The 24,600-nt window shown below is 68.1% G+C and carries 28 protein-coding genes and 1 pseudogene; 16 read left to right on the forward strand and 13 right to left on the reverse strand.

The genetic code is table 11. From position 1 onward, the window contains the following. Positions 1 to 51 precede the first annotated feature (51 nt). Positions 52 to 951: an NAD-dependent epimerase/dehydratase family protein gene (locus ABCR94_RS15755; protein ID WP_347120147.1), complete on the forward strand. Its 900-nt coding sequence runs from the start codon at positions 52 to 54 to the stop codon at positions 949 to 951. Next, on the forward strand, positions 944 to 1,786 hold the full coding sequence (locus tag ABCR94_RS15760) for an aldo/keto reductase (RefSeq protein ID WP_347119925.1): 843 nt from the start codon (positions 944 to 946) through the stop codon (positions 1,784 to 1,786). Before ABCR94_RS15755 ends, ABCR94_RS15760 begins: the two co-directional genes overlap by 8 nt. 28 nt (positions 1,787 to 1,814) lie before the next feature. Here the strand turns inward: ABCR94_RS15760 and ABCR94_RS15765 are convergent, their stop codons facing one another. Continuing rightward, complete coding sequence (locus tag ABCR94_RS15765) at positions 1,815 to 2,159, reverse strand: MerR family transcriptional regulator (protein ID WP_347119927.1); 345 nt, start codon at positions 2,157 to 2,159, stop codon at positions 1,815 to 1,817. Positions 2,160 to 2,355: 196 nt separating this feature from the next. On the opposite strand from ABCR94_RS15765, the gene ABCR94_RS15770 reads away from it, so the two are divergent. Further along, positions 2,356 to 2,985, forward strand: coding sequence for a flavodoxin family protein (locus ABCR94_RS15770; RefSeq protein WP_347119928.1), 630 nt, complete (start codon positions 2,356 to 2,358; stop codon positions 2,983 to 2,985). A gap of 221 nt (positions 2,986 to 3,206) precedes the next feature. Further along, complete coding sequence (locus ABCR94_RS15775) at positions 3,207 to 3,719, forward strand: SRPBCC family protein (RefSeq protein ID WP_347119929.1); 513 nt, start codon at positions 3,207 to 3,209, stop codon at positions 3,717 to 3,719. 110 nt (positions 3,720 to 3,829) lie between these two features. Here ABCR94_RS15775 and ABCR94_RS15780 read toward each other — a convergent pair whose 3' ends face one another. Both ABCR94_RS15780 and ABCR94_RS15785 read right to left on the reverse strand, forming a co-directional pair. Next, positions 3,830 to 4,462: a DUF4383 domain-containing protein gene (locus ABCR94_RS15780; RefSeq protein ID WP_347119930.1), complete on the reverse strand. Its 633-nt coding sequence runs from the start codon at positions 4,460 to 4,462 to the stop codon at positions 3,830 to 3,832. A 280-nt stretch (positions 4,463 to 4,742) separates the two neighbouring features. Then, positions 4,743 to 4,937, reverse strand: a complete 195-nt coding sequence (locus tag ABCR94_RS15785; RefSeq protein ID WP_347119931.1) for a hypothetical protein — start codon at positions 4,935 to 4,937, stop codon at positions 4,743 to 4,745. A gap of 407 nt (positions 4,938 to 5,344) precedes the next feature. Between ABCR94_RS15785 and tgmA the strand changes: the two genes are divergently transcribed. Together tgmA and tgmB are read left to right on the forward strand one after the other, a co-directional pair. Further along, complete coding sequence (gene tgmA / locus ABCR94_RS15790; RefSeq protein WP_347119932.1) at positions 5,345 to 5,536, forward strand: putative ATP-grasp-modified RiPP; 192 nt, start codon at positions 5,345 to 5,347, stop codon at positions 5,534 to 5,536. 15 nt (positions 5,537 to 5,551) lie between these two features. Continuing rightward, positions 5,552 to 6,481: an ATP-grasp ribosomal peptide maturase gene (gene tgmB / locus ABCR94_RS15795; protein ID WP_347119933.1), complete on the forward strand. Its 930-nt coding sequence runs from the start codon at positions 5,552 to 5,554 to the stop codon at positions 6,479 to 6,481. Positions 6,482 to 6,557: 76 nt separating this feature from the next. On the opposite strand, the gene ABCR94_RS15800 is transcribed toward tgmB, so the two are convergent. Beyond that, positions 6,558 to 7,541 carry an aminoglycoside phosphotransferase family protein gene (locus ABCR94_RS15800; protein ID WP_347120148.1) on the reverse strand — a complete coding sequence of 328 codons (984 nt, stop codon included), beginning with the start codon at positions 7,539 to 7,541 and terminating at the stop codon, positions 6,558 to 6,560. Positions 7,542 to 7,620: 79 nt separating this feature from the next. On the opposite strand from ABCR94_RS15800, the gene ABCR94_RS15805 reads away from it, so the two are divergent. The 4 genes and pseudogenes from ABCR94_RS15805 (at position 7,621) to ABCR94_RS15820 (ending at position 9,548) form a co-directional block, all read left to right on the forward strand. Then, positions 7,621 to 7,845, forward strand: coding sequence for a sensor histidine kinase (locus tag ABCR94_RS15805; protein ID WP_347119934.1), 225 nt, complete (start codon positions 7,621 to 7,623; stop codon positions 7,843 to 7,845). A gap of 345 nt (positions 7,846 to 8,190) precedes the next feature. After that, positions 8,191 to 8,394, forward strand: a complete 204-nt coding sequence (locus ABCR94_RS15810) for a cold-shock protein (RefSeq protein ID WP_006604711.1) — start codon at positions 8,191 to 8,193, stop codon at positions 8,392 to 8,394. A 418-nt stretch (positions 8,395 to 8,812) separates the two neighbouring features. Then, positions 8,813 to 8,983 (forward strand): annotated as a pseudogene (locus tag ABCR94_RS15815) (helicase-related protein); the annotation flags it as partial. Between the two features lie 256 nt (positions 8,984 to 9,239). After that, a complete protein-coding gene (locus ABCR94_RS15820; RefSeq protein WP_347119935.1) occupies positions 9,240 to 9,548 on the forward strand; it encodes an SCO5918 family protein in 309 nt (102 codons plus the stop codon). 162 nt (positions 9,549 to 9,710) lie between these two features. Here the strand turns inward: ABCR94_RS15820 and ABCR94_RS15825 are convergent, their stop codons facing one another. The 3 genes from ABCR94_RS15825 to ABCR94_RS15835 form a co-directional block, all read right to left on the reverse strand. Further along, the gene (locus ABCR94_RS15825; RefSeq protein WP_347119936.1) at positions 9,711 to 10,061 is read right to left on the reverse strand and encodes a hypothetical protein; all 351 of its coding nucleotides are present in this window, start codon (positions 10,059 to 10,061) and stop codon (positions 9,711 to 9,713) included. 98 nt (positions 10,062 to 10,159) lie between these two features. Continuing rightward, positions 10,160 to 11,038 (reverse strand): NmrA family NAD(P)-binding protein, encoded by an 879-nt coding sequence (locus tag ABCR94_RS15830; protein ID WP_347119937.1) that lies wholly within the window; start codon positions 11,036 to 11,038, stop codon positions 10,160 to 10,162. Further along, positions 11,038 to 11,460, reverse strand: a complete 423-nt coding sequence (locus ABCR94_RS15835) for a nuclear transport factor 2 family protein (RefSeq protein ID WP_347119938.1) — start codon at positions 11,458 to 11,460, stop codon at positions 11,038 to 11,040. The genes ABCR94_RS15830 and ABCR94_RS15835 overlap by 1 nt, the downstream gene beginning before the upstream one ends. A gap of 91 nt (positions 11,461 to 11,551) precedes the next feature. Between ABCR94_RS15835 and ABCR94_RS15840 the strand changes: the two genes are divergently transcribed. Continuing rightward, complete coding sequence (locus ABCR94_RS15840; RefSeq protein WP_347119939.1) at positions 11,552 to 12,145, forward strand: TetR/AcrR family transcriptional regulator; 594 nt, start codon at positions 11,552 to 11,554, stop codon at positions 12,143 to 12,145. A gap of 120 nt (positions 12,146 to 12,265) precedes the next feature. Here ABCR94_RS15840 and ABCR94_RS15845 read toward each other — a convergent pair whose 3' ends face one another. Beyond that, positions 12,266 to 13,294, reverse strand: a complete 1,029-nt coding sequence (locus ABCR94_RS15845) for an IS3 family transposase (RefSeq protein WP_347119138.1) — start codon at positions 13,292 to 13,294, stop codon at positions 12,266 to 12,268. Then, entirely contained in the window at positions 13,291 to 13,674 is a 384-nt protein-coding gene (locus tag ABCR94_RS15850; protein WP_347118891.1) for a hypothetical protein, read from the reverse strand. Before ABCR94_RS15850 ends, ABCR94_RS15845 begins: the two co-directional genes overlap by 4 nt. A 118-nt stretch (positions 13,675 to 13,792) precedes the next feature. Between ABCR94_RS15850 and ABCR94_RS15855 the strand changes: the two genes are divergently transcribed. Beyond that, positions 13,793 to 14,131 (forward strand): hypothetical protein, encoded by a 339-nt coding sequence (locus tag ABCR94_RS15855; protein ID WP_347119940.1) that lies wholly within the window; start codon positions 13,793 to 13,795, stop codon positions 14,129 to 14,131. A 57-nt stretch (positions 14,132 to 14,188) separates the two neighbouring features. Here ABCR94_RS15855 and ABCR94_RS15860 read toward each other — a convergent pair whose 3' ends face one another. The 3 genes from ABCR94_RS15860 to ABCR94_RS15870 all read right to left on the reverse strand — a co-directional run bounded on the left by ABCR94_RS15860 (position 14,189) and on the right by ABCR94_RS15870 (position 17,837). Then, a complete protein-coding gene (locus ABCR94_RS15860) occupies positions 14,189 to 14,455 on the reverse strand; it encodes a hypothetical protein (RefSeq protein WP_347119941.1) in 267 nt (88 codons plus the stop codon). Between the two features lie 641 nt (positions 14,456 to 15,096). Beyond that, positions 15,097 to 16,266, reverse strand: coding sequence for an amidase domain-containing protein (locus ABCR94_RS15865; protein WP_347119942.1), 1,170 nt, complete (start codon positions 16,264 to 16,266; stop codon positions 15,097 to 15,099). A gap of 527 nt (positions 16,267 to 16,793) precedes the next feature. Next, positions 16,794 to 17,837, reverse strand: coding sequence for a saccharopine dehydrogenase family protein (locus ABCR94_RS15870; RefSeq protein WP_347119943.1), 1,044 nt, complete (start codon positions 17,835 to 17,837; stop codon positions 16,794 to 16,796). Positions 17,838 to 17,907: 70 nt separating this feature from the next. Between ABCR94_RS15870 and ABCR94_RS15875 the strand changes: the two genes are divergently transcribed. The 4 genes from ABCR94_RS15875 to ABCR94_RS15890 all read left to right on the forward strand — a co-directional run bounded on the left by ABCR94_RS15875 (position 17,908) and on the right by ABCR94_RS15890 (position 21,971). Next, positions 17,908 to 18,921, forward strand: a complete 1,014-nt coding sequence (locus ABCR94_RS15875) for a helix-turn-helix domain-containing protein (protein ID WP_347119944.1) — start codon at positions 17,908 to 17,910, stop codon at positions 18,919 to 18,921. A gap of 485 nt (positions 18,922 to 19,406) precedes the next feature. Continuing rightward, positions 19,407 to 20,072 carry a TOPRIM nucleotidyl transferase/hydrolase domain-containing protein gene (locus ABCR94_RS15880; protein WP_521977065.1) on the forward strand — a complete coding sequence of 222 codons (666 nt, stop codon included), beginning with the start codon at positions 19,407 to 19,409 and terminating at the stop codon, positions 20,070 to 20,072. A gap of 396 nt (positions 20,073 to 20,468) precedes the next feature. Next, entirely contained in the window at positions 20,469 to 21,278 is an 810-nt protein-coding gene (locus tag ABCR94_RS15885) for an NPP1 family protein (RefSeq protein ID WP_347119945.1), read from the forward strand. A 261-nt stretch (positions 21,279 to 21,539) separates the two neighbouring features. Then, complete coding sequence (locus tag ABCR94_RS15890; RefSeq protein ID WP_347119946.1) at positions 21,540 to 21,971, forward strand: PPOX class F420-dependent oxidoreductase; 432 nt, start codon at positions 21,540 to 21,542, stop codon at positions 21,969 to 21,971. Positions 21,972 to 22,155: 184 nt separating this feature from the next. Here the strand turns inward: ABCR94_RS15890 and ABCR94_RS15895 are convergent, their stop codons facing one another. Further along, the gene (locus ABCR94_RS15895; RefSeq protein WP_347119947.1) at positions 22,156 to 23,601 is read right to left on the reverse strand and encodes a glyceraldehyde-3-phosphate dehydrogenase; all 1,446 of its coding nucleotides are present in this window, start codon (positions 23,599 to 23,601) and stop codon (positions 22,156 to 22,158) included. Positions 23,602 to 24,600 lie beyond the last annotated feature (999 nt).

Below are 24,600 nucleotides of genomic sequence, written 5' to 3' on the forward strand. Positions count from 1 at the left end.
ACTGGTGTGCACGGCCACAGAAGTGCATCCGTAATCACAGGGGTTGGGGAAATGCGCGAAACCTGCGTCATCGGCGGGAGCCGGTATTTCGGTAAGCGGCTGGTTGTGCGGCTGATTGAATCCGGGGTAAAGGTAACGGTGATCAATCGGGGCTCTCGCGACGTGCCGGACGGCGTTACCCATCTCGTCGCCGACCGTAATGACGAGGCCGCGCTGAACATGGTTCTCGGCGACCGTGAATTTGACGTCGTAATCGACCAGATCTGCTATACGCCGCAGCAGGCGGCCATCGCCAAGCGGGTGTTCGCCGGCCGCACCGGGCGCTATGTGATGACCTCCACCATGGAGGTGTACGACCCCGCCACCTCGCAGGCGATCCGGCCTGCCCGGCCCGGCCTGCCACTCACCGAAAGTGCCGTCGACCCGGCCGGCTGGCCCGTGGACCTGGACCAGTCGTACGAGTACCGGTACGCGGAGGGCAAGCGCCAGGCGGAGGCGGTCTTCACCCAGGATCCGGCCTTCCCGTACGTGTCGGTACGCAGCGCCCATGTCATCGGCGGCGCCGACGACTTCACCGACCGGCTCTCCCACTACATCGGGCGCGTCCGCGCGGGCGAACCGATCGCGGTGCACCGCGAGATATACCCGACCACGTTCATCTCTCACCACGAGATCGTGGAATTCCTCGACTGGGCGGCCCGAGCCGATTTCACCGGGCCGGTCAACGCGGCCTCGCACACTCCTCTGAACGTCATCGAGCTGAGCGACATAGTGGCCCTCGGTTGCGGAGGCGCGGCCACCTACGTCGAAACGGATGCCGAAAACGCCTCACCGTTCTCCTTCGACCGCTACTACCCGATGAGCAACAGCCGTGCGGAATCCCTTGGTTTTCATTTCTCCCGGGTCACCGAATGGCTGCCGGCCACAGTGGAGGAATCCCGACATGCGTGAACGCACCCTCGGCGACATCCTGGTCGGCAGCATCGGCCTCGGCACGATGCCTCTCTCCATCGAGGGCCGACCCGACAAGGCACGAGCCATCGCCACCGTGCACGCGGCCCTGGACGCCGGGGTGACCCTGCTGGACACCGCCGATTCCTACCATCGTCCCGGCGCCGAGCCCGGACACAACGAACTCCTCGTCGCCCGTGCGCTCGCCGGCCGCCGCGAGGACGTACTGGTCGCCACCAAGGGCGGCCGAGGCCGCCCGGCCGACGGCTCCTGGACGGTCAACGGCGACCCCGCGCATCTGCAGCGGGCCTGTGAAGCCTCGCTGCGCCGCCTCGGCGTCGAGGCGATCGGCCTGTACCAGCTGCACAAGCCCGATCCCGCCGTCCCTTGGGCCGAATCGGTCGGCGCTCTGCGGGACCTCCTGGACGCCGGCAAGATCCAGCGCGCCGGAGTCTCCAACGCGGATGTGCCGCAGGTGCGGGAGGCCTACGAGATCCTGGGTGGCCGTCTCGTCTCCGTACAGAACGAGTACTCGCCCACGGAGCGGGGCTCGGAGGCAGTGCTGCGGCTCTGCGAGGAGCTGCGGCTGGCGTTCCTGCCCTGGAGCCCGCTCGGCGGCATCGGGAACACCGGCAGCCTGGGCGCCGCGTTCGAGGCGATCGCGGAACGCCGCGGGGTCGGTCCGCAGCGGGTCGCTCTCGCATGGCACCTGGCCGGGTCGCCCGTCTCCATCCCCATTCCGGGTTCGAGCCGCCCGTCGACGATCCGCGACTCGGCGGCCGCGGCCGAATTCACGCTGGACGCGGAGGAGCGGGCGCTGCTCGACGCCGGATAAGACCGAAGCCCCGTCCGGGAGCGCCGGCTCAGGGGTGCGCGAGGTAGCCGACGAGAGCGGTGCGGTTGCGCCGGAGGGCGCTGATGCGCTCGTCCGTGGCCGCCAACTCCCGGTCCAGGACGGCCCGCAGTTCCGCGCACCAGTCGAACTCCGGTTGCTCGCCCCGGGCACACGGCAGCACAGAACGGATCACCTCGGTCGACAGGCCCGCATGCAGCAAGGCACGCACCTGCCGTACGACGAGCACCGCCTCCTCGTCGTAGTCGCGATAGCCGTTCGCACCACGCCCGGCGTCCAGCAGTCCCTGGGCCTCGTAGTACCGCAACAGCCGCGCGCTGACGCCGGTACGTCGGGACAACTCTCCGATCAGCATGCGACCCCACCCTGTCCGCGCTTGACCTTGCCACTGATGTGAAGCCTTAACGTCACGCCGTGGACAAGCATTCCGTGGCCGGGCCGGATCCCCCCGGAGCCGTTAGCACCATGTGCTTCGTCCGCGTGAACCTGATCAGCGTGAATCTGATCCGCTTAAGCCCGTTCCGCTTGACTTCTTACTGCTGGAGTGATGCATGACCACCACGGGTGTTGAACGCAACGGGGCGGCGGCCGACCGCTCCTTCCTCTTTGTCCTCGGCAGCTCCCGCCCCGAGGGCAACACCGAGGCCCTCGCCCGCGCCGCCGCCGAGCAGCTGCCCACCGATGTCCCTCAGCGATGGGTGGACCTGAGCCAAGTGCCGTTGCCCGACTTCCAGGACGGGCGTCACGAGACCGATGGCTGGCCGGTCGGGGACAACGAGCAAGCTTTGCGGCAGGCCACCCTGGAGGCCACCGACATCGTCATCGCCTCGCCCCTGTACTGGTACACCCTCTCCGCGCAGACCAAGCGCTACCTCGACTACTGGTCGGGCTGGCTGGCGGTGCCCGGACTGGACTTCAAGGAGCGCATGGCGGGCCGGACCCTGTGGGGGGTGACGGTCATGTCGGACCGCGACGAGCTCGTCGCCGACGCGCTGGTGACCACCCTCAGCCACTCGGCGGCGTATCTGCGGATGCGATTCGGCGGGGTGCTGCTGGGCAACGGTTCCCGCCCCGGCCAGGTGCGCGACGACGAGCGGGCGGCGATCCGTGCCAAGACGTTCTTCCAGCGTGAGGCCCCGCTTGCCCGCTTCCCCCATGGAGAGGAGGACGCGGAGCGGTAGCCGACGCACAGGACGAGCACGCTCCGGCCCGGAGATCGCGCCCCATGGCCGGGGCAACGACAGCGGCACTACGAGGAGATCTGGTCGGTGCTCACGCCGGAATGGCGTGCGGGCAAACCGGCGTTGTGAGCCACGCCGAGCAGTATGCGGGCCGGAGGCGGGGGCAGACAGTGTGCCGCGGGAGCCGGGGACTAACGTCATGGGCCGAGGATCGGAGTTCCATGGCTCGCACATTCACTGTTTCCGACAGCATCATCATCGACACCGACCCGTCGACGGTCTACGCACAGGTCTCCAGCCCGGATCTCATGGGCCGCTGGAGCCCGGAGAATCTGGGCGCCACCCTGAGCGGTGAGAAGCGACCGGCGCGCGTCGGCATGGTCTTCGACGGCCACAACAAGCGGGGGTCCATCCGATGGACCACCCGCTGCACGGTGACCGCGGCCGACGAGGGCGAGCTGTTCCGGTTCCGGGTCCATGCCATCGGCCTGAAGCGGCCGAGGCTGCCGGGCCCCATCGCCACCTGGGAGTACCGGTTCGAGCCGGTCGGCGAGGGCGTCAAGGTGACGGAGACCTGGACTGACGACCGGCGGTCGTGGCCCGACTTCGTGGCCAACGCGTTCGACAAGCTCGCGACGGGCGGCCACACCTTCGCCCGCTTCCAGGGCGGAAACATCCGTACAACCCTGCGCAATCTCAAAGCGGCGCTCGAAGCTCCGTCCGTGACGCCCTGACCAAGGGGCCTCCGGAGCCCCGGCCCGTGCCTGCTCGGGCACGGGCGACTCCTCGTACGTACGTCACCTGCCCGGCACTCTGGGCAGGTGACGCGGGTCGCTGGGGCATTTCACCGGTCATGCCTCACGCCCTGCGGATCCTCCAGGGGTGTCGGCTGCTCCGGGGCGGTCGCCCCGGCCGGCACCTTCCGGTCGTTGACGGCGATATGCGATCGGTTGTGGACGGCGTCATCCGGTTCGGTGTGGCGCGCCAGCCAGTAGGGGTTGTCGTGCGGGAGGCCGCCACTGACTCTGCCGTACATGCCACAGGTCATCAGCAGTAGGCCGAGTACGAAGCTGAACAAGACGTTCTGCATGCGGAAGGCCAGAAAGTTGTAGTCCGTCTCCAGCAGGGCGAGGTTGGCGAACCCGCTGAGGATGAAGGCCGCCCCGAGGACCATGTTCACCGTCGATGCGGCGTTGCCCCCGACGAACGCGCCCACGAGGAGCGCCCCTCCGGTGACGACGGACAGCACGCTGAGGGCGCCGTTGGTGTTCAGTCCCGCGACCGTGTCGCCTCCGGTGCTGAAGAAGCCGATGTGGTCGCTCAGGCCCAGGATCCCGAAGACCAGCAGGAACAACCCCATCAGGCCGGCGCCCCAGCGGTAGACGCGACTGAGGTGATGATCAACGGGGAGATGTTCGTCGAGATGAACGCGCGGGCTGTGTCCCACCTGTGCCCGTAGAGAATGGCTTGCAGCCATGTCCGGCCTCCTGCGATAGGGAGTGCCCGGGGGAGGAGCGGGCGCAATGGCCCCGCTGCTCCACCTATGCGTTGGTTTTACTCCCTATTCGGTGCGAAGGCGCAGGGGGATTGGTCCAGTCCGGCCGACCGGGGACGGGGACGTGCCACGAGCCGTCGGGCCGCAAACAGCGTCGCCCGGCTCGACCAGAGCCTCGGGGGGCCTGGGCGAGCCGGGCGGGTTCCCAGCTGTGTAGGACGCCGTTACCGCGTCGGTAGGCGTCAATGTTCCATCGAGCGTCTCAGCCGAAGGCGGAGAAGGAGCGCCCGTCCCCGCTCTCCCGCATTGCAGGGTGCACGCTGCTCCAGTCCAAGGCCTGCTGCATCCGGTGCTTGGCCTGCTCGGCCGCCTCGCGGGTCTCGGCAGGGATGTCGCCGCGCTCCTGTATCAAGCGGTCGTAGATCGGCGGATGCTCGGATATCTCTGCAGTACTCATGACAGTTGATCCTGCCCGTTCTTCGGTGATCTGTCAGGTGCAGACAGAGATGTCCCCGGCGGCGCGCGGCGGGCATGGACCGCCCTTCAGCGGTCTGTGCAGGGGGAGAAGAGCGGTGGTGGCCCCGGCTTCGGTGAGGTGTCCGCCTCCAGAACGTTGCGCAGATCACCTCCGGCGGACTGCCTGGGGCACGTGCGATCGATCCTCTTCCGTTATGCATGCACCGCGATCGGAGCCTCACGCCGGACCGGGGGTTCCGGGACGGTTCTGCGACCGGAGGGGGGAGTCGATGTGACGGTCTTCACCTCCGGAGGAGGTCAGGTGACGGAACGTGTCGAAACCTTTACCTGTTTGCTACGTACTGCTACGCGTGGGGCAAAGGTTCCCACGGTGCGCTGAGGAGAGTCATGCGACCGTTCGTGTTGAAGTACGCACTTCCGGCTGAGAATCCCGCGGGCGACATTCCGTACACCTACGACTCCTACCTGCAGATGAACGTCCTGTTCGACGGGCGTCCCGCCATCACGGACCGGGCGGTGCTTCGGGCGACCGGAACCACCACGTCCACCGCCGGTTCCAAGACACACTTCGACGACTGAACGGCAGGGACAGCGATGACTGTGCTGATCCTGACCTGCCGTCAGGATGTGACGGCGGACATGGTGGTGGCCGGGTTGCATGAGCGGGATGTCCCCCTGTTGCGCTTCGATCCCGCGGATCTCCCCGATGAGGCCGATCTGTCGGCCGAGTACCTCAAGGGGGACCTTCACGGTTATCTCGCGACGGACGGCCGTCTGCTGAGCATGGACAGCCTGCGCTCTATATGGGTACGCAGGCCGGGCGAGCCCGCCGCACATGCTCCCGAGGCCTCGCCCTGGCTCACACGCGAGACCGGGCAGGCCCTGTACGGGATGCTGCTCTCCACCGAGGCCCGTTGGATGAACCACCCGTCCATGGCCACGCAAGCACGCTGCAAGCCATGGCAGTTGCGTATCGCCCACCGCAGCGGCTTCGCGGTGCCCGCCACGCTCGTCACCACTTTCCCGCGGGTGGCCCGCGAGTTCGCGGCGCAGTATCGGGACGTTGTGGTGAAGTCAGCCTCCGGCCCGCCGCCCGGAGACCCTCCGGTCATCCTGCCCACCACCCGCATCGGCCCTGAGACGGACTTCGCCGGTGTCGCGGCCGCCCCCACGCTCCTCCAGGAGTACATCGCCAAACGGGCGGACATCCGGCTGACGTTTGTCGGCGGGACCCTGTTCGCCGCTCGGAAGATCGCCGCGTCCGGCCAGGTGGACGGGCGTTACGGGGACACCGACCACGTCTGGGAGGCTGTCGCGGTGTCGCACCGGATCAGCCGGGCCGTCCACGAGTACACCAGCCTCGCCGGTCTCGCCTACGGAGCTTTCGACTTCGCCGAGGACGCCGAAGGGGTGTGGTGGTTCCTGGAGTGCAATCAGGGGGGCCAGTTCGGCTTCATCGAGTTGGAGACCGGCCAGCCGATCGCGGCGGCCGTCGCCTCTTGGCTGGCCTCCTCAGTGGCGTAGGGCCGCAGGCACGGCACGGCACGCCACCTGACGACTGCCGGATGCGCCAGGAACGGAACGGTCGCGCGTCGGGTGATCACCTGTTTGCGTGAGGTGCCAGCACTCGGTCGAGGGCCGTTTGGCCTGCGAGCCCCCAGGTGGGTTGGCCACCGGGGAGACCCCGTTCCCAGGCCTGCCCAATCCCGATGAGGGAAACCGCACGCACGACGGCCCATCCCCGCGCGCGCCGGATCATCGCCGCGTCCAGGTGCAAGTGCTGGTCCGGCGCCGGGCTCGCGCCCACATCGTGGCCCGTATCCGCATCCGTATCCGCGCCCACGTCTCCGTCTCCGTATGCGTATGCGTCGAAGAATCGGGAGGCCGCGCCTGCCGGAAGAAGCAGCCACGCGGCCGCGAGATCCGTCGCCGGATCACCGGCACAGAGTTCACCGAAGTCGATCACGCCTGCGAGCGTTCCGCCCGAGACGACGACATTGGCGGGATGCAGGTCACCGTGAAGCCATACGGGCGGGCCTCCCCACTCGGGAGCCGATACGGCCTCGTCCCAGATGCCTTGCACGTCGGCGGCGACACCGCTGGAGGCAATGGCCTGGAGCCGGTGATCAAATTCCTGCGCGAGCGTTTCGAGGGGAACACCGCGATGGGGATTGGCCGGTGCATCCGCGGGCGCCTCCCGATGGAGAGCCCTGAGGAACCCCGCCAGACTGTCGGCCGCGTGCTGAGCTCGAAGGATCGGAGCACGGTCGCCCGGTTCGCCGGGAACCCATGTCGCGATGCTCCAGGGCGTCGGGAAGCGTGTGGACGGTTCACCGATGCGCACGGGAGTCGGTACGGGGAGCGGGAGGCGCGGCGCCAGGACGGGCAGCCACTTCTGCTCTTGGCGCAGCAGTGACGGGGCGCGGGGCGTGCGAGGCAGGCGTACGGCCAAGTCGTCGCCGAGGCGCCACAGTTGGTTGTCCCATCCACCGGCTACCTGTCGAAGGCTCAGTTCGGCGAGGTCCGGGTGTTGCTCATAGAGAAGGGCTCGAACGAAACTTTCGTCGATCACGAGACTGTCCATGTACGAAATCCCCAACTCCTTGCGGTGTCGGCCATCACCCGGCACCACCGGGCCCGACCCCGCACGTCCCAGCCGCGGTGTGCTGACCGTCAGCAACACCGGAACACTCCTGCCCGACACGGTCGGCGACCTCACCGAGCCGTTCCTGCGCGGCAAGGGCCGCGTGGCCGACAAAAACCCCGCAGGGCACGGGCTGGGCCTGGCCATTGTCGCGAGCATCGTCAGCGTCCACCACGGCGACCTGACCCTGACCCCCAACCCCGGCGGGGGACTCACCGTCCGTGCATCCATGCCCGGCTACTGAACCGCCGGGTGGACCGCTGGGCAGACCTGGCTGGGCGGCCAGACGCTGCGGTCCACGCAAGTGAATACCTATTGTGGCAGGCACAGAAATTAGCGAAATGCGCGGTGAAGGTTTATGTACTGTCGGAAGGAGTGGTGTCACTTTCCACACTCGACCCATTCCCCGTGCTACTGTTGATCTCAGTTGCAGTTGTGGTTCCCAAAGACTTCAAGTGCATTTACTGGCCCGATATGCCAGTAGGTGCATTTTTGTGTGCCGGAGTTGGTTTCCGGTCGGGGCGATCATTGCGGCAACTCGAGGCTCGCACAGTGCGAGCCCTGGGCATTGCCCCGAAGGAGATATGACATGGCTACTGGCACCGTGAAGTGGTTCAACGCGGAAAAGGGTTTCGGCTTCATCGAGCAGGAGGGCGGCGGCGCTGACGTCTTCGCCCACTACTCGAACATCGCAGCCCAGGGCTTCCGCGAGCTGCAGGAGGGCCAGAAGGTGAACTTCGACGTCACGCAGGGCCAGAAGGGCCCGCAGGCGGAGAACATCGTTCCCGCCTGACGCTGAAGCGTACGACGGAGCTGGGGCCCGCACCTTGGGGTGCGGTCCCCAGCTCGTTGCTTTTCCCAGCGTCTGTCTGCCTACCGCGTCGTGTACGTTGCGCGAGCGACGCCGGTTGACTGTGCGCTGGTTGCCCCACCGTATGGCGGGCGCTCCGCCGATGGCTCCGGCACGTAGGTCCGCCCGAGCCCCCGTGATCCGGCAACCCGGCCCATGTTCGGGCATGTCGATCATTTCTCGACGCACCCGGCCCCAGATGGACCCGTCGGCCCGGCTGCGATTTCATCTTCACTTCGGCTCGTTCCTGTGGATCCCCGCGCTGTCCGATCGCGCCGGTACTTCCTTGGTACGTGCCGTATCGAGGAGGGTTCTGCGTGAACCGCACAGCTCGCACGAACGACGCCTTCGCGGACCTGAGATGTGCCCGCTGAGCAGCGGCGCACGAGCTGCCGTGCTGCACGGTGGCAAGTCCCAGTCGCGGCGCGGCCGGACTCCGGCCCAGTTCAAGACCGGTCATGCGGCTGTGCCGGTGGCGGTCGATGCCGCGGCACGCGCCATGCACATCGACGATCTCCACCTGGTGGCGAACGCCGATCCGCCCGGTGATCGCAAGAACCACCTGCGTCGTGACGGCCGTACGGCCCGTGTCGTTGAGTCGGGCAGTGTTGTCACGCCGACGCCGTCGTCCCGCTCGGACACGGCGTACGGACTCGAATATCCGGGCGGTGCCCGGAACCTCCTGGCCGTAGCCCCTTCTGGCAGCGGCCGTGTAGGACTACCGTCAGTTGTCGGGCCCCCATCGGCCGGCACCCCTTTGCCCGTCCTCTCAACCCTGCTGAGGCATTATGCGCTGCGTCATCGCCCGTTTCCCCTTCGATCTGGTCAAGGCCGGCGTGCAGGAGTCGATGAAGGGCATCAAGCCCGAACCCATCGAGGGCGAGTCCGTGATCATCGGCCGTCGGCACTACCCCGTCAAGCAGGTGGGGGAAGTCATCACCCGGCAGGACCGCCGCGACTTCACTGCCAGTGAAGTGACCAGGGCGCTGACCCGTCTCGGCTTCACCTGCCGCGCTGCCGCCAGTGCTGCCCCCGTGGCTGAGCCGGCTCCGCTTGAGGCGGCTTCGGCCCTGCTCGGCGCGCCGACACCGGTGTAACCGGAAGAAAGTCTCAGCTGAGGCGAGACAGCGTTGAGGGCCCCGACCAGTGCATCCGGTCGGGGCCCTCGGTGCGTTCGGGGGTGGGGGAGATGCGGTGAGCGTCGGCTCCGGATTGCGCACCCTCGACGTAACCGCCAATGGGCTTGAAGCTGCCGCGTATCAGTTGACCGTGGACGCTTCGACGACCGCGTATGCCTCCAGGCCCAGGTGCGCGAGGAGGTCGGTGACGCAGGCCGCGGAACCGCCGACGTAGGTGCTCACCAGGTCCACGTCGCCGCCCACACACCAGGCGCGATCCTGTGGCCACCACAGGTCGGGGATCTCGACCGGCACCTCCCGGGTGCCTTGCGCGGGCGAGTCGGCATCGTCGAGAGGACCGGCGAGGAGGATCTCGTCGCGGCCGGGCGTGAGGAAGACAGGGACGTCGTTCCAGTCGTAGTGGCCGTAGCCGTCCCACAGGCCGTACCAGCAGCGCTCAGCGGACAGTACGGAGATCAGGGTGCGGGCCACATCGGCAGGGGCTGGGCCCTCCTGCGGGTGTTCGTCCCAGACGCCGTCGACGGCCGGGGTGTCGTCGTTGCGGTAGAGGAGCGGATCCTCGGCGCCGATCAGTTCGTGCCAGCGCGTCCCCGCGGACGCAGCTCCTGTTCCGCGAAAGCACGGAAGCTGCGCGGCGCGCGGCCGGTGAGGCGCTGGACGGTGTCGGTGGTGCGGTCCTCGGCGCCTCCGGCGATGGTGTGGTCCATGTCGGCGAGCATCGCGGCGAACTGGGCGGGAATGTCGAGGGCCAGGCGTTGGCGCATCTGCTCGTGGGTCAGTCGGTGGTGGGTAATGGTCCGGCCGGTGATCCGGGTGAGGATGGCGGCGATGTCGTCGTAGCTCAGTGCTTGCGGACCGGTGAGGAGCAGGTCGGTGTTCGGGGCCTGTTCGTCGGTCAGCGCGCGCACGGCGACGGCGGCGATGTCATCGGCGTCCACGAACCCCACGCGGCCCTTGCCGGTTGCCGTCCGGATGGTCCCGTCCGCTCGTACGGTCTGGGCGTGCGCGTGGTCGCCGGTGAAGTTCTGCATGAACCATGAGGGCCGCAGCACCGCCCACTGGGGGAACAGGTCGGGCAGTGCCTGATGAACCTGCCCCACTGCGGGGCCGCCGACGGGGATCGCCGACGAGCTGAGCAGCACCGCGCGGTGCACTCCCGCGGAGCGGGCCTGCCGGAGGAAGGGCAGCATGACCGCTGCCGGGTCCGAAGAGCCGATCGGGGGGATGAGATAGACACGGTCCACGCCTTCGAGGGCGCCTTCGAGGGCGCCTTCGAAGGAGCTGGGGTCGTCCCAGTCGAACCGCACTGCATGGGCGCCGTCGACGGGGGTGGCGTGCCGGCCAGCGGCCTTGACGCGCCGCCCCGCGGCGGCCAGTTGGGCGGCGACTCGGCTGCCTGTGGTGCCGGTGGCGCCGATGACCAAGGTGAACTTCTGCGAGTCGTTCATCAGTTGCTCCCTGCGAAGTTGGTGGCGGGGTTCTGCACGGCGAGCGGGTTCCAGTAGTCGCGGTAGCCGGTGATGCGGCCGTTCTTGACGGTGACAACGGCGATGTAGGACATGTCGAAGGGGCTGCCGGTCTCCACCAGCAGGCCCACGCCGCGCATCTCGACCACGATGGTCCCCGGGGTGACTGTCTGGTGAATCTCGACGTGCGGGAAGTCGTGCAGGTCTATGTGGTCGAGGTAGCCGCTCATGTACTCGGCGACCGCCGCCTTGCCCTCCAGGCGCTTGGGCCAGCCGTCCGGCGCGAAGGGGAACTCAAGGACGCCGTCCTCGTCCCACAGCTCGACCCAGGCGGGGATGTTCTTCTCCAGCAGCAGTTGCAGGCCGTGGCGGTACAAGTCTGCCGATGTGGTGTTCGTGGTCATGGATTACTCCGTCCCGTAGGATACGGACCCTGGGTCCGCTTCACCCGATTGACGATACGGACCCCCGGTCCGTTTTGCAAGGAGGAGTCGTATGCCCGAACGCAAGCCGCGCGCGGACGCCGCTCGTAACCGAGAGGCCGTCCTCGCCGCCGCCGACAAGCTCTTCGCCGGTCGCGCGAGCCCGGGGACGGTCACCATGGCCGACATCGCGGCGGCAGCCGGCGTCGGTAAGGCGACACTGTTCCGCGGATTCGGTGACCGCACCGGCCTGATCCACGCGCTGTACGAGACGCGGCTCGCGCCGATCAGGATCGCTACCGAAGAGGGGGCGCCACCTCTGGGCCCCACCACCCCGCCACTCCAACGCGTACCCGCGCTCCTCGACGCCGTCCTGTGCTTCAAGCTCGACAACCGCCACCTCGCCCTGGCGCTGGAGGGGACCGGCAGTGACAGCCCATATGAGGCAGACCACTACGAGCGGTGGCACAGCACGCTCCAGGCTGCGCTGGAGCAGATCCCCGGACTCACTCACAGCGATTTCATTGCGCATGCTCTGCTCGCCGCCACACGCGCCGACCTCGTCGAACACCTCGTCGGCGCGAAGGGGATGACCCGTGAGCGGATGCGGGCACACTTGGCAGCCTTCACCGCCAGAGTCCTTCAATCCCCTGTAGCGCGGGATTGAGAATCAGGGCCGCCCCCGCCCCCGCGCCGCAGCGGCGCGGGGTGGATTGAACTGGGCCGATTGAGCTGCGGTCATCCGGTCGCGACGGAAGATTTCAAGTCCAGTGAGACGGTCGGGACGCTATGAGGTTTGTGGTGCGGGTTCGCGGCGCTTGGCCGGGTCGTTGATCCAGGCTTTCTCGGGTATTCGGGGTGGTCGGGGGCGGCGGGCGAAGCGTTCGGGGTGGCGGGCGTATGCCTGGGCGAGAGTGACGGCTCGTTGGTCGCGGACCTCCTCGGCGGTCCCGAAGTGGACGGAGGCCGGGGTGTGCCAGCCGATGCCGGAGTGGCGGTGTTCGTGGTTGTAGTACGCGATGAACGTGTCGAACCACTCGCGGGCATGGGCCAGGGAATCGAAGCGGTCGGGGTAGTCCGACATGTACTTCGTGGTCTTGAACTGGGCCTCGCTGTAGGGGTTGTCGTTGGAGACCTTGGGCCGCGAGTGCGACCGGGTCACTCCGAGGTCGATCAGCATCTGGGAGACCTTCTTGCTGGTCATCGAGGTCCCGCGGTCCGCGTGCACGGTCTCGGGCACGATGCCGTTGCGGGTGATGGTCTCGCGGATCAACTCCTCGGCCCGCTCGGCCGATTCGGCCTTCTCGACAGTGTGGCCGACGATATAGCGGGAGTAGATGTCGATGATCACGTAGGCGTGGTACCAGATGCCCTTCTCGGGTCCGGCGGCCTTGGTGATGTCCCAGGTGAACACCTGCGAGGGGGCGGTGGCGAGGAGTTCGGGCACCGCCTTGGCAGGGTGGGTGGCCTGTCGGCGGCGCTCGCCGCTCTGGCCCTTTTCGCGCAGGATCCGGTACATCGTGGAGACGGAGCAGCGGTAGCGCCCGGCATCCAGCTCACGGGCCCAGATCTGGGCGGGCGGGAGTTCGGCGTACTCCTCGCGGTTCATCAGCTCCAGTACCGCAGATCGCTCCGGCGCGCTCAGGGCCGAGGGCTGGACCTGCGGCTTCCTCGGTTTCCGCTCGGCTGCGGGCCGCAGCCTGCGGTAGTGGGTGGCCCGCGAGCGTCCGGTCAGCCGGCACGCGGTGGTGATACCCAGTGCGGGCTCGACACCGGCGAAGGCGTCGTCGAGGACCGGGGCGGCGTTCTGGGTCAGTCCGCGCTCTCGGAGATCATTTCCAAGAGCGCGGAAGCTTTTCCCATGACCTCCAACGCGGCCTTGTTGCGGGCCAGTTCCTTCTCCAGCCGTTCCACTTGGCGGCGCAGTTTCTCGTTCTCCACCTCGGCGGGCGACCTCTTCGGCCTCGCCGGGCCGGTGCGCCTGTCGGCCAGCTTCTCCAGGGCCCCGGCATCCCGGGCGGCCCGCCACTCCTTGATGTGCGAGTGGTACAGCCGCTCGCGGCGCAGGACCGAGCCCTTCTCGTTCTTGGCCGCGGCGTCGTACTCGGCCACGATCCGCAGCTTGTACTCGGGACTGAAACTGCGGCGCTTCGGCTTCGCTGCCGGATCCGATCCGGACGGCTTCGTGCTGGTCATAAGGGTGGAACTCCTGTCGATGCCCTCTCAGGCTAACCCGACAAAGCGGGATGTCTCACCCAAGGCTGGCAGAGAGGGCGACGAGGGACGGGATGATTGGCGCGTGGATCTCATAGGCATGAGCGAGCGTGAGTACTGGGCCAACCTTGCCAAGCGGCAGGGCATGTATCTTGAGCGGATTTCGCTCGTCGCCGTACAAGCGTATGTGGACGGGTACGACGCTCACGCTCGGCGCCACGGCGGTCCAGGACTTGATGGCTGGCGCGAGTGGCTGGTGCTCCGCCGCGGCAGCGACTGCAACCACGTCTGGTGGGGCCTGGTGCGCCACATCGCCCTCCCTCATGGCTGGGATCATCGCCGGCTGACGCCGGGGCAGGAAGAGAGAGTCATCAAGGTGCTCTTCGCGCTGCTTGATGAATTCCTCGCGGAGCGAGAGTCGGCGAGGGGCGTATTTTGACCTGCTCATGGCCGACGCACAGATCCACCGGGTCAGGTCTCGGGCGTGTCGGTCGGATCAGCCCGGTGGCCACTCCGGGGAGTCGTTGGCGAGTCGTACGGTGAACCAGCAGCCTGAGCACAGGTCGAGCCAGCGCGGTCCCGCCGTGGAGGAATTGACGATCACGGCGCAGACGGCCGGCGCGCCGCAGCCGAGGCATGAATGTTCCTCGTCGCGGACGCGGTCGGTCAGCTCGCTCCCGCTCGCATCGGTCGGTGCCGCGGCGAGCAGCTCCGGTTCTGCGGCGATCAGCAGGAGAAGCCCGGTTGCGGATACGGGGTCCATCTACGGCTCCTCAGGGGCAGCCCAGGCGGGAAGGAAACCCGGGGGACGGGCCCCTACGGGGGCGCTGCGCAGCGGCTCCTCGGTCACGGCTCTCCAATTCGACGGTTGCTGATCAGAACCTGGCGATCGGGGTGGTGAGGCGCCCCGGGCACCTACTGGAGTCGTCTTCGCCGGCGAGTACCGGCATATTCAGTCTTCGCACTCCTCCAGCCCGTCAAACTCCGCGCGTGAGCAGTCCTGCACGTGGCGGTCCAGGATCTACTGCGGGGATTGACCGAGAGCACGCTCGACTTCCGCCGGCGCTTGGCCGGTGGCCGGGGCGGCAGGCTCGGCCCCGCCCAGGGTTTCCCGTATCTGAGCACGCCACATTCGGTGACGAGCGCGGGTCCACCGCTTGGATGGAAATCACGGGCATCGGCGGAAGTCGCCGAGGCTGACCCACGGGCCCGCACCTTGCACCTGCCACGCCGCTCCGGTTGCCCTCGGGGCCGGAGCGGCGTCGTGTGCCGCAGGCCGGCCCCGGTCCCCGGACGCGCAGTCCCGAGGCACACGTCCGGATCCGTCAAGGGCCGGGTGGCGCTCGACGGATCCGGGTGCACGGCCGGAGGCCGACAGGTCGCGGGTGCGAGACCCGCGACCTGTCAGGTGCGGTAGGCGTAGTAGTTCGCGGTCGGGTAGGACGCGACGAGACTCGCTACCGACTTCCGGTAGGTGTTGTTGGAGTGGTACGTCAGGTACGGCGTACCCGACTGGTTCCGGTACGAGACCATCATGGTGTGGTCCTTCGAACCGTTCCGGTCGAAGTCCACCTGGAGTACGTCGCCGACACCCATCTCCCAGACGTTGGAGAGGTTGGTCGTCCGCTTGCTTGAGAGGGCGAACCAGGACCACTCGTTGACGCCCACCCAGGAGAGGGTGTTGCCGAGGGTCGGGTCGCTCCACCACTTGCGGTAGTCGTCCCACGAGCCGGGCGCGTGCTTCCAGCCGCCCGCCTTCAGCGCCTGGCTGACGAAGTTGGTGCAGTCACCGCCGGCGCCGGCACCGTCGTACGACGGATAGGCGGGGTTGTAGTTCCTCCAGTACTTCTCCGAGTACGCCGCCATGGCCGCGTAGTTGTAGCCGTTGGGGTTCGTCGTCGGCTTCGCCGGCGGCACCCGCGGGGGCCGCCCGGTGGCGGCTTTGGTGGCGACCGGCAGATCGCCGGCGGCAGACGTCTTGACCTTCGGTGCCTTCAGCGGTGCGTTGACCGCCGCCAGGCCGGTGTCGGTGGAGCGGATGCCGGTCAGCGCCCAGGTGCCGCCTGCGGCCTGGGCGAAGGTGAGCTCGTGGTGGGCCTGGAGTCCGGTGGTACGCGGCTCGTTGCCACGTATTTTCTTGTAGGTGAGCGTGGTCGTCTCGGTCACCCGGACCGTGGCCTTGTCGTTGCGCACCTTGGTGTTGTTCACCGTCACCTTGGTGTCGGCGGCGCTGTACGCCTCACCCAGATCACGGAGCCGCTCCTTGCGGTCGCGCAAGGAGGACCGGGCGCCGTCCTCCGACCGGAACAGGCCGGAGGACAGGTGGACGTGACGCTCGGCGGGCGGCGTCGACCGCAGGGTCTGCCGGTTGTCCAGCAGGGCCGACGTGCGGTCCGTCAGCACAGCATCGGCAAGCCGGCCGAAGGACTCGGTGGTGGCACGGTCGACCGTGCCGGTGGCGGTCGGAGCGGCAGGCTCGTACCACGAGGCGCCCGCTGTGGTGGGCAGCACGACAGCCGCGGCTGCGACCGCCAACACGCCGCCGACAGTGGCCCTGAACGTCGATCTCTTCACGAAGACTCTCCCTTGTCACCCTGGTCTGCGCACGGACCGGGGGACGGAATCTTCGCATGAACAGGCGCGATGTGAAGAGCCTGTGTGCGTTGCGGAATTGCCACAAGATTCAGTGGCGGACAACCACCGCCACGGGCGAGTACGCTGCGGTCACGTTCTGGCACCGACAGTTTCGATGGTCCTGCGTCCGGAGCATCGCCGCCCCACTGGGGCGACGCTCCAACCCCCTTCTGGGGAAGCCGGATGCCGATGTGGAAGTTGTGCTTGTCGCCCGCCCGCCTGGGCGGGGGGACGCTGGTCGTCTTCACCTGCATGGGGCTCTTGTTCGCCGTGCTGGGCTTCGGGTTGGCCGTGTTCGGGGGCACCTCGTCCGACGGTCGCGAGCCCGGGCCGGGTCCGGGGCCCGGGCAGTACGGGACGGCGGAGCCCTGGACGTGACGTATGGAAGCGCTGGGGGCCGGGGGCCGCCGTGCGGTCGGCGGAAGCCCCCCGCCTGAGTGTGCCTCCCAACTCGTACGAGAGGGCCGTCAGTTGCCGCCCGTCCGCCCGTGGTCGGGTGCGGTGAACGTCAGGTGCGCGGGATCGAGCGCCCGCAGGAAGTCCGAGGCGTCGAAGAGCTCGCCCGCGGCGCCGACCCCGGCCCTGCTGACCCGGCCGTCGAGGACGCGTGCCGCCGCTTCCACAACGATGGGTGCGGTGACGGCGTAGATGTCACGGCCGGACGCTGTCGCGCGGCGCTGCGCACCGGCCCGGCGCGCGACCACCTCGACGACGAAGGTCTGCGCCGAGCGTCCGCCGGCGTCGGCCGGCGTGGGCGGGGGCGTCGTGGGGTCGCTCAGATCGCGCAGCGGCGTCTGATTGATGAAGACGCGGATCTCCGGTACCCGCAGGTGGCGGGAGATGGTGACCTGGTCGGCCGTGGACAGCTCGACAACCTCCTGATCGCCCAGCGGGGGCGGGAACTGCCAGGTGTCGGTCTGCGCTGGGCCTGTGGGCGGGGTGAGCCTGTTGCCGGTGAAGACCAGGTGCTGGCCGGCGTTGCGCTGCACGGTCTTGCGGGTGCCTTGCGTCGGATGCCAGCTGTCGAGGGCGATCGCGACAGTGATGTCGTCCGCGGCCGGCCAGTCGCCCATCGCCGCGCCGGCCAGCAAATCGCCAAGCCCGCCGTAGAACGCCATCGACGGGGCAACCACCACTCCGGCGTCGCGAGCCTGTTGGTCGTGCTGCTGGAACGTCTCCAGGGTGACCGCCTGCTCCGCGGCCACGTCCAGATAGGGGATACCGGCGCGCAGCGCGGCCTCGACCACGGGCGATACGGTGTCGGCGAAAGGGCCGGCACAGTTGATCACCGCCGCCGCGCCTGAAAGCGCGCCATCCAAGGACGTGGGATCCGCGACGGACGCGACGCGGACCTGTGCTCCCGGGTGTGTCTGGGCGGTGGAGTGCAGCTTGACGGCGTCCCGGCCGACAAGGAGAGGCATGAAGCCGCGCTGGCGCAGTTCGTCAAGGACGAAGGCGGCAGTGTGTCCGTAGGCGCCGAAGACCGCGATGACCTGGTGTTGTCTGTCCATGCAGCCATGATCACTGCTGTGACCTCCGACTTCGAGTGGCTGAAACGACGAGATGCGTACACTTTCGGACATGACATCTGTAGTGCTGGCGCTCTACGACGGGGCCCTGCTGTTCGAGGCCGCCGCGGCGTGCGAGGTGTTCGGTGTCGACCGCGGCCTGGCCGATCCTTGGTACGACTTCCGCGTCTGCGGCCCGCGCCAGGCCCGGCTCGGCGACTGGCTGCGCATCGACACACCCCACGGGCTCGATGTCCTCGCGGACGCGGACACCGTCATCGTCCCGGCCTGCGGTGACATCGAGGCCGACCTGTCGGCCGACTTGGTGGACGCCGTGCGCGCGGCCCATGATCGCGGCGCCCGGCTCGTATCGCTGTGCACCGGCGCGTTCGTGCTGGCCGCCGCCGGGGTGCTGGACGGCCGCCGCGCCACGACGCACTGGGAGCACACTGCCGCACTCGCAGCCCGCTATCCCCTCGTCCAGGTCGACCCGGGCGTTCTCTACGTCGACGAGGGAACGGTGCTGACCTCGGCCGGCAAGGCCGCCGGGATGGATCTGTGCCTGCACATCGTCACCGCCGACCACGGCGCGGCGGTCGCCAACGCGCTGGCCCGCCGCCTGGTACTCCCTGCCCACCGCGCCGGCGGCCAGGCCCAGTTCGCCGTGGTCCCGGAAGCCGCCGACGCAGGTCACGCGCTCGCCGCCCTGCAGCACTGGGTGGGTGAGCGGCTCCAGCAGCCGCTGACCGTACCCGACCTGGCCCGCCAGGCGAACATGAGCACCCGCAATCTGACCCGGCGATTCACCGCCACAACCGGCGTCACTCCCCTGCGCTGGCTGCACACCCAGCGCATCCACCGCGCCCAGGAACTCCTCGAAACCACCAACGACAGCATCGAACAGATCGCCACCCGCACCGGCATGGGCACCGCTGCCACTTTGCGCCGACACTTCCACCGCGCCCTCGGCGTGCCCCCGGACACCTACCGGCGCACCTTTCGCCATCACCACACCCCAGCGCAGCGACCTGACGGACCGCCGACGGAAAGTACGGGCTCGGAGGTGCCAAAGCGGCTGAGTGGCTGAGTGGCTGAGCGCCATATTGCCACCCGCGTGAAGGGGTCCAGCAGGGCGAAGAAGGCGATTCGCGGGAAGTACGATCGGCGCCCTTTCGGGGATCACGCTCGGTACGGGTACGGGTACGGGTACGGGTACGGGTACGGGTACGGGTACGGGTACGGGTACGGGTACGAGTGCGGGCGCGCTCCGGGCCGACGCGCGCGCACCCCGTACGCAGAGCTGGCAGGCCGTGCCGGCGCCCGGCAGTACCCCGGCCGCGCAGCTGCGCCGAATCGCCGCTGCCGGGCCCCAACTGGCCTGAGCCGTCGGGGAGAAGGGCCGCGCCGGGCCGTCGCAGGGACGGGCCATGGCCATGGTGTGGAACGGTAGCGCCTGGTCGAAGTCCGACCTGTCGCATCTGTCCCACACGCGGTTGAGCGATGTCGCCGGTCACCGGCCCGCACAGCCTCACCTCGCCGGATGGGCGAGGGAGGAGGTGTGACACTGGGCCGGTGGAAAAGACGAAGCGCTTCCGGTCGGCGGTTATCGAGTGGGCGGCCGACGGCCGAGGTGTCTCAGCGACGACCGCGGCCGCAGCCGCACGCGAACTGGCCGCCGACGCCGGGTTGCGTACGGTCGTACTCGTCGAAGGGGTCAGCGACCAGGCGGCGCTCGAAGCGCTGGCTGAGCGCCAGCACCGAAACCTTGCCGCCGAGGGCATCGCGGTCGTACCGCTCGGGGGTGCGACAAGCATCGGAAGATTCCTGAACCTGGTCGGCCCCGAAGGGCTCGACGTGGGACTGGCGGGCCTGTGTGACGTCGGGGAGGAGCACCACTTCCGGCGCGGCCTGGAGCGGGCCGGTCTCGGCTCCCGTATCACCCGCGCCGATATGGAGTCGCTCGGTTTCTATGTGTGCGAGGCGGACCTTGAGGACGAGTTGATCCGGGCGCTGGGTACCGCCCGGGTTCAAGAGGTCTTCGACGGCCAGGGGGATCTGCGGACCTTCCGGACCTTCCAGCGCCAACCCGCGCAGCGGGAACGAACCGTTGAGCAGCAACTTCAGCGTTTCATGGGAACCATCAGCGGCCGGAAGGCGCACTACGCCCGCGCGCTCGTCAACGACTTGGATCTCGCGCGCCTGCCGCGCCCTCTGGACCGGTTGCTCGCGCACGTCTGATGCGTCGCCGGGCCCATGGTCCGGCACCAGTAGGACGATCTTGACGCGGCCGGCGCGATCACGGCGCCGAAACCGTGCTGGGAAATCCCGTTCGCCGGACTGCGCCCGTGCCGGTTCGGCATGTATGTGACCGTGCCGGACGGCCTTCCTGGAGCGACGCGCACGGTGCGTCCTATTCACCGCCCTCACCACCCTCGCCACGCCAAGGCCCCCTGCCGGTAGCGGTGTTGTCGGTGTTGGACCGATCTTCACCAGAGTTACATCTGTCCAACGCCTCTTTGGGAAGCCCGCGGGGAAGCATGTGGCGGACATGCCAAGTAGGGCTGCCTGCCGGCCCGGACCGACCCAGAGGATGCTGTGTACAAGAAACGGTCGTTGAAGCCCTTCGGTCAGCACATGCGCTCCTCCACTCCGACGAGCGGCGCGCCCGCGAGGAGCGGTCGGTCGAAGCGGATACGCAGGAGGTTGCTCACAGGCTTCAGTGCGGCTTTCGCACTGGTCATCGCCGTACCCGGCACGGCCTTCGCCGCCCCGCCGCAAGCCCTGCCCGGCAACGCGAATGGCCTGGAGCAGACGTTCCAGCCTACCTTCGACTATGACAAGGACGGGTGTTACTCCACCCCCGCCGTCGGCCCCAACGGTGCCATCGCCGAGGGACTGAAGCTCGGTGGAGACGTCAACGGCAGCTGCCGCGACCTCTCCGACCTGAACAACACCAACGGCTACTCCCGCGAGAAGTGCAACAACGGGTGGTGCGCCATCGTGTACGCCCTCTACTTCGAGAAGGATCAGGTGTCTCTGGGCGGCGGAAGCCTCGGACACCGGCACGACTGGGAACACGTCGTGGTGTGGGTGCAGAACAACCAGGTCGAGTACGTCTCGACGTCCGCCCACGGAGGATTCACCGTTCACAACCGTTCCAACATCCGCTTCGACGGAACCCACGCCAAGATCGTCTACCACAAGGACGGCGTGAGCACGCACACCTTCCGTGTCGCGGGCTCCAACGACGAGCCTCCGGAGAACCACAAGGGCGCCTGGCAGTACCCCACGCTGGTCGGCTGGGAAGGCTATCCCGCGGGCCTCCGCGACAAGCTGACATCGGCGGACTTCGGCAGTGCCCAGCTCGGCATCAGGGACGGCAGCTTCAACTCCCATCTCGCCAAGGCCAAGCCGGCGAACATCCCCTTCGACCCCAACGCCTGACAGGTACGTGTACGGCGGCACCCACCGTGGTGACCGTCGACCGGTCGGGGCCGACCCGAAGGTCACGAAGCCGGGCGAAACTGTCCGGACAGCCGCGACTCCATGGGGGCGCGGTGCGGTCCACGAACCGCACCGCGTCAAACGGCTTCCTGCCGGGGATCGCCCTGCTCCGCGCCAAACCTTCAGGGGTGCGGCCATGACCGGCCGTCGGCAGCGCATCGCCGGGAATAGTCCGCACCCGGTGGCGACTTGGTACTCGACATGACCCTCACACCATTCGACCCACGCACACTGCTCGCGGAGAGCCGGCTCGGCGTCCTGGCAACGATCAAGTCGGACGGCCGCCCCCAACTGTCCCCCGTCATGCCCTTCTACGACCCCGAGGCCGGTGTCATCTACGTATCGATGACCGAGGGACGTGCCAAGACGGCGAATCTGCGCCGGGACCCACGAGCCACGCTGGAGGTCACCGGCCCCGACGGCTTGGCATGGGCGACCGCCGAGGGCACAGCGACACTCACCGGGCCGGGAACCGACCCCCACGGTCCCGAGGTCGAGTCCCTGGTGGACTACTACCGCACCGCCGCCGGGGAGCACCCCGACTGGGACGAGTACCGGTCGGCGATGGTGGCCGACCGCCGGGTGCTCATGGCGATGACGGTCGAGCACGTGTACGGCGCCAGGATCGGCTGACAGCGGATCGGCGCAGCCTCGTACGCTCAGGTCCACGCCACCGACGGTGAGTGATCCGCACAGCTGCCGCCGACCCGATTGCCGTGGCGCCCACGCGGGGCGCGCAGAGGATCACCCTGGCCAGGCAGGTGATCCGCCGGGCCGTGTTGCCTGGCAGGTCACCCGATCCGACGGTGTGCCCGGCTCAGACCACCGGGGCCGGGTAGGTCGGGTACTCCACCCCGGATACGTGCTGAACAACGCGGACGACCTGGCTGGAGTAGCCGAACTCGTTGTCGTACCACAGGTAGAGGATCGCGTCGTCGCCCTCGACCTTGGTGGCACCGGCGTCGACGATCGAGGCGTGGCGCGAGCCGATGAAGTCGCTCGAAACCGCGTCGGGGGCGCTGATGAAGTCGATCTGGCGCTTGAGCGGCGAGGCCAGCGACACGTGGCGGAGGTAGTCGAGAACCTCCTCGCGAGTGGTTTCGCGCGCGAGCCGCAGATTGAGGATCGCGATCGAGACGTTCGGGACCGGGACGCGGATCGAGCTGCCGGTGATCCTGGCCTTGAGGTCGGGCAGCGCCTTGGCGACGGCGGAGGCCGCACCGGTCTCGGTGATGACCATGTTGAGGGGCGCCGAGCGGCCGCGGCGGTCGGACTCGTGGTAGTTGTCCAGCAGGTTCTGGTCATTGGTGAACGAGTGGATGGTCTCCACGTGACCGCGCAGGACGCCGTACTCGTCCGCCATCGCCTTCAGCGGCGGGACGATCGCGTTGGTGGTGCAGGACGCGCAGGACAGGATCTGCTCGTCCGGCTTGATGGTGTCGTGGTTGACACCATGCACGATGTTGGGGACGTCGCCCTTGCCCGGCGCGGTCAGGACGACCTTGGCGATGCCGGGGCGCAGGTGCTTCGACAGGCCTTCGCGGTCGCGCCACCTGCCGGTGTTGTCGATGAGGATGGCGTCCTTGATGCCGTACGCCGTGTAGTCCACCGCCGTCGGGTCGTCGGAGTAGATCACCTTGATCTCGTTGCCGTTGGCGATGATCTTGCTGTTCGCCTCGTCGACGGTGATCGTGCCCTGGAACTGGCCATGGATGGAGTCACGGCGCAGCAACGAGGCGCGCTTGACGATGTCCTGGCCGGCGCCCTTGCGGACGACGATGGCGCGCAGGCGCAGCCCGTTGCCGGAGCCGGCCTTCTCGATGAGCAGACGGGCGAGGAGGCGGCCGATGCGGCCGAAGCCGTAGAGGACGACGTCGCGCGGCTCGCGGCGGTCGATCTTGTTGGCACCCGTCGCGCCGACGACGGCTCCGGCGGTGAACTCCTGCACCGAGAGACCGCGGTCATCGGTCCTGTACGTCGCGGCGAGCATGCCGATGTCGATCTGGGAAGGGCCGAGATCGAGTGTGGTGAGTGCCTGCACGAACGGCAGTGTCTCGGTGACCGAGAGTTCCACACCGGCGATCTGCCGGGCGAAGCGGTGGGTCTTGAGGATGCTGACCACTGACTTGTTCACCAAGGAGCGGCTGTGGAGCAGGACGGTGACGTCCCGCTCCCGGTGCAACTTGCCGATGATGGGAATCATCGACTCCGCGATCTCCTCGCGGTTTTTCCAGTTGGTGAACGAGTCGTCATTGACAGTCACAGGTTCATCTTTCGAGCTAGGGGGCGCTCATATGCTAACCCGACATAGCTTTGATCATTAAAGCGGTGCCTCCCGAGCGGCTTGACAGTTCTCGTCCAGTACGGATATCCGCGGGCGTGATCGCCCCTCTCCCGGCGCGCCCGAACGCAGGCCGGGAGACTGGCGGAGACCCTGAGCGGTGCCGGGCCGGACGCCGGATTGTGCTGTGGGTCTCAAGACCCACTTGAGACAAGTTCCCCTGCCGTGCGTATGGATCAGCAGCTCATCCGGATCCGAGCGGCCCGGGCGGGGCCGGTCGGAATCCGTGCTTCGTCTCTCTGATGCTTGTCCGTCCACGGACGGATGCTCTCCGTCCGCCCGCTCCTGGATATCCCGGAAAAGTCGGTTGAGGAGGATTGATGGTGAGTATCGACGGTGCTGTACCTCAGCGAGCTCCGCGTCGGGCGCCCGCAGCGGATTCTTCGATCACGGAGTCGTTCCAGCAGCTGTTGGATTCCCTGGATGCTGCCCGTACCGAGCTCCGCGAGAGTGTCCCAGGTCTACCGGATGCGGCTCAGGAACAGGCAGGGGCCGAGAGGGCGTCCTGGTTCGGCCGCTCCCCGCGCACACCGCACATGGACGCGACCGCCGACCTTCTGAGCCCTTTCGCGTCCCGGCCTCCGCTCGCGTCGCAGGAGACGGGAGTCGTTCTGGAGGATGCCGGCTCCTCCCGAACCGAGTGGGCGCGGCAGCCGGCCAGAGAGGCTGTTGCCGTGGAGCCACTGTGGGCACGGGGTGCGGACCCGACCAAGACGCAGGCCGCGAACGAAGTGTCGGGGGAACAGGGCATACCCCTGCCATTGTCCATGGTCACCCGGGACACGGACATGGACCACAACGTCGGCGCCCACCTTGGCCCCTGGCAGAGTCCGGCCGGCCCCCCGGCCCAAACGGGCGTGCACACACACAGACCAGGCACAGCACAATGGCCGGACGATACGTCCGAGGCACAGCAGTCTG

Origin of the sequence: Streptomyces changchenzhani, assembly GCF_039766235.1 — a bacterium.
GTDB lineage: Bacteria > Actinomycetota > Actinomycetes > Streptomycetales > Streptomycetaceae > Streptomyces.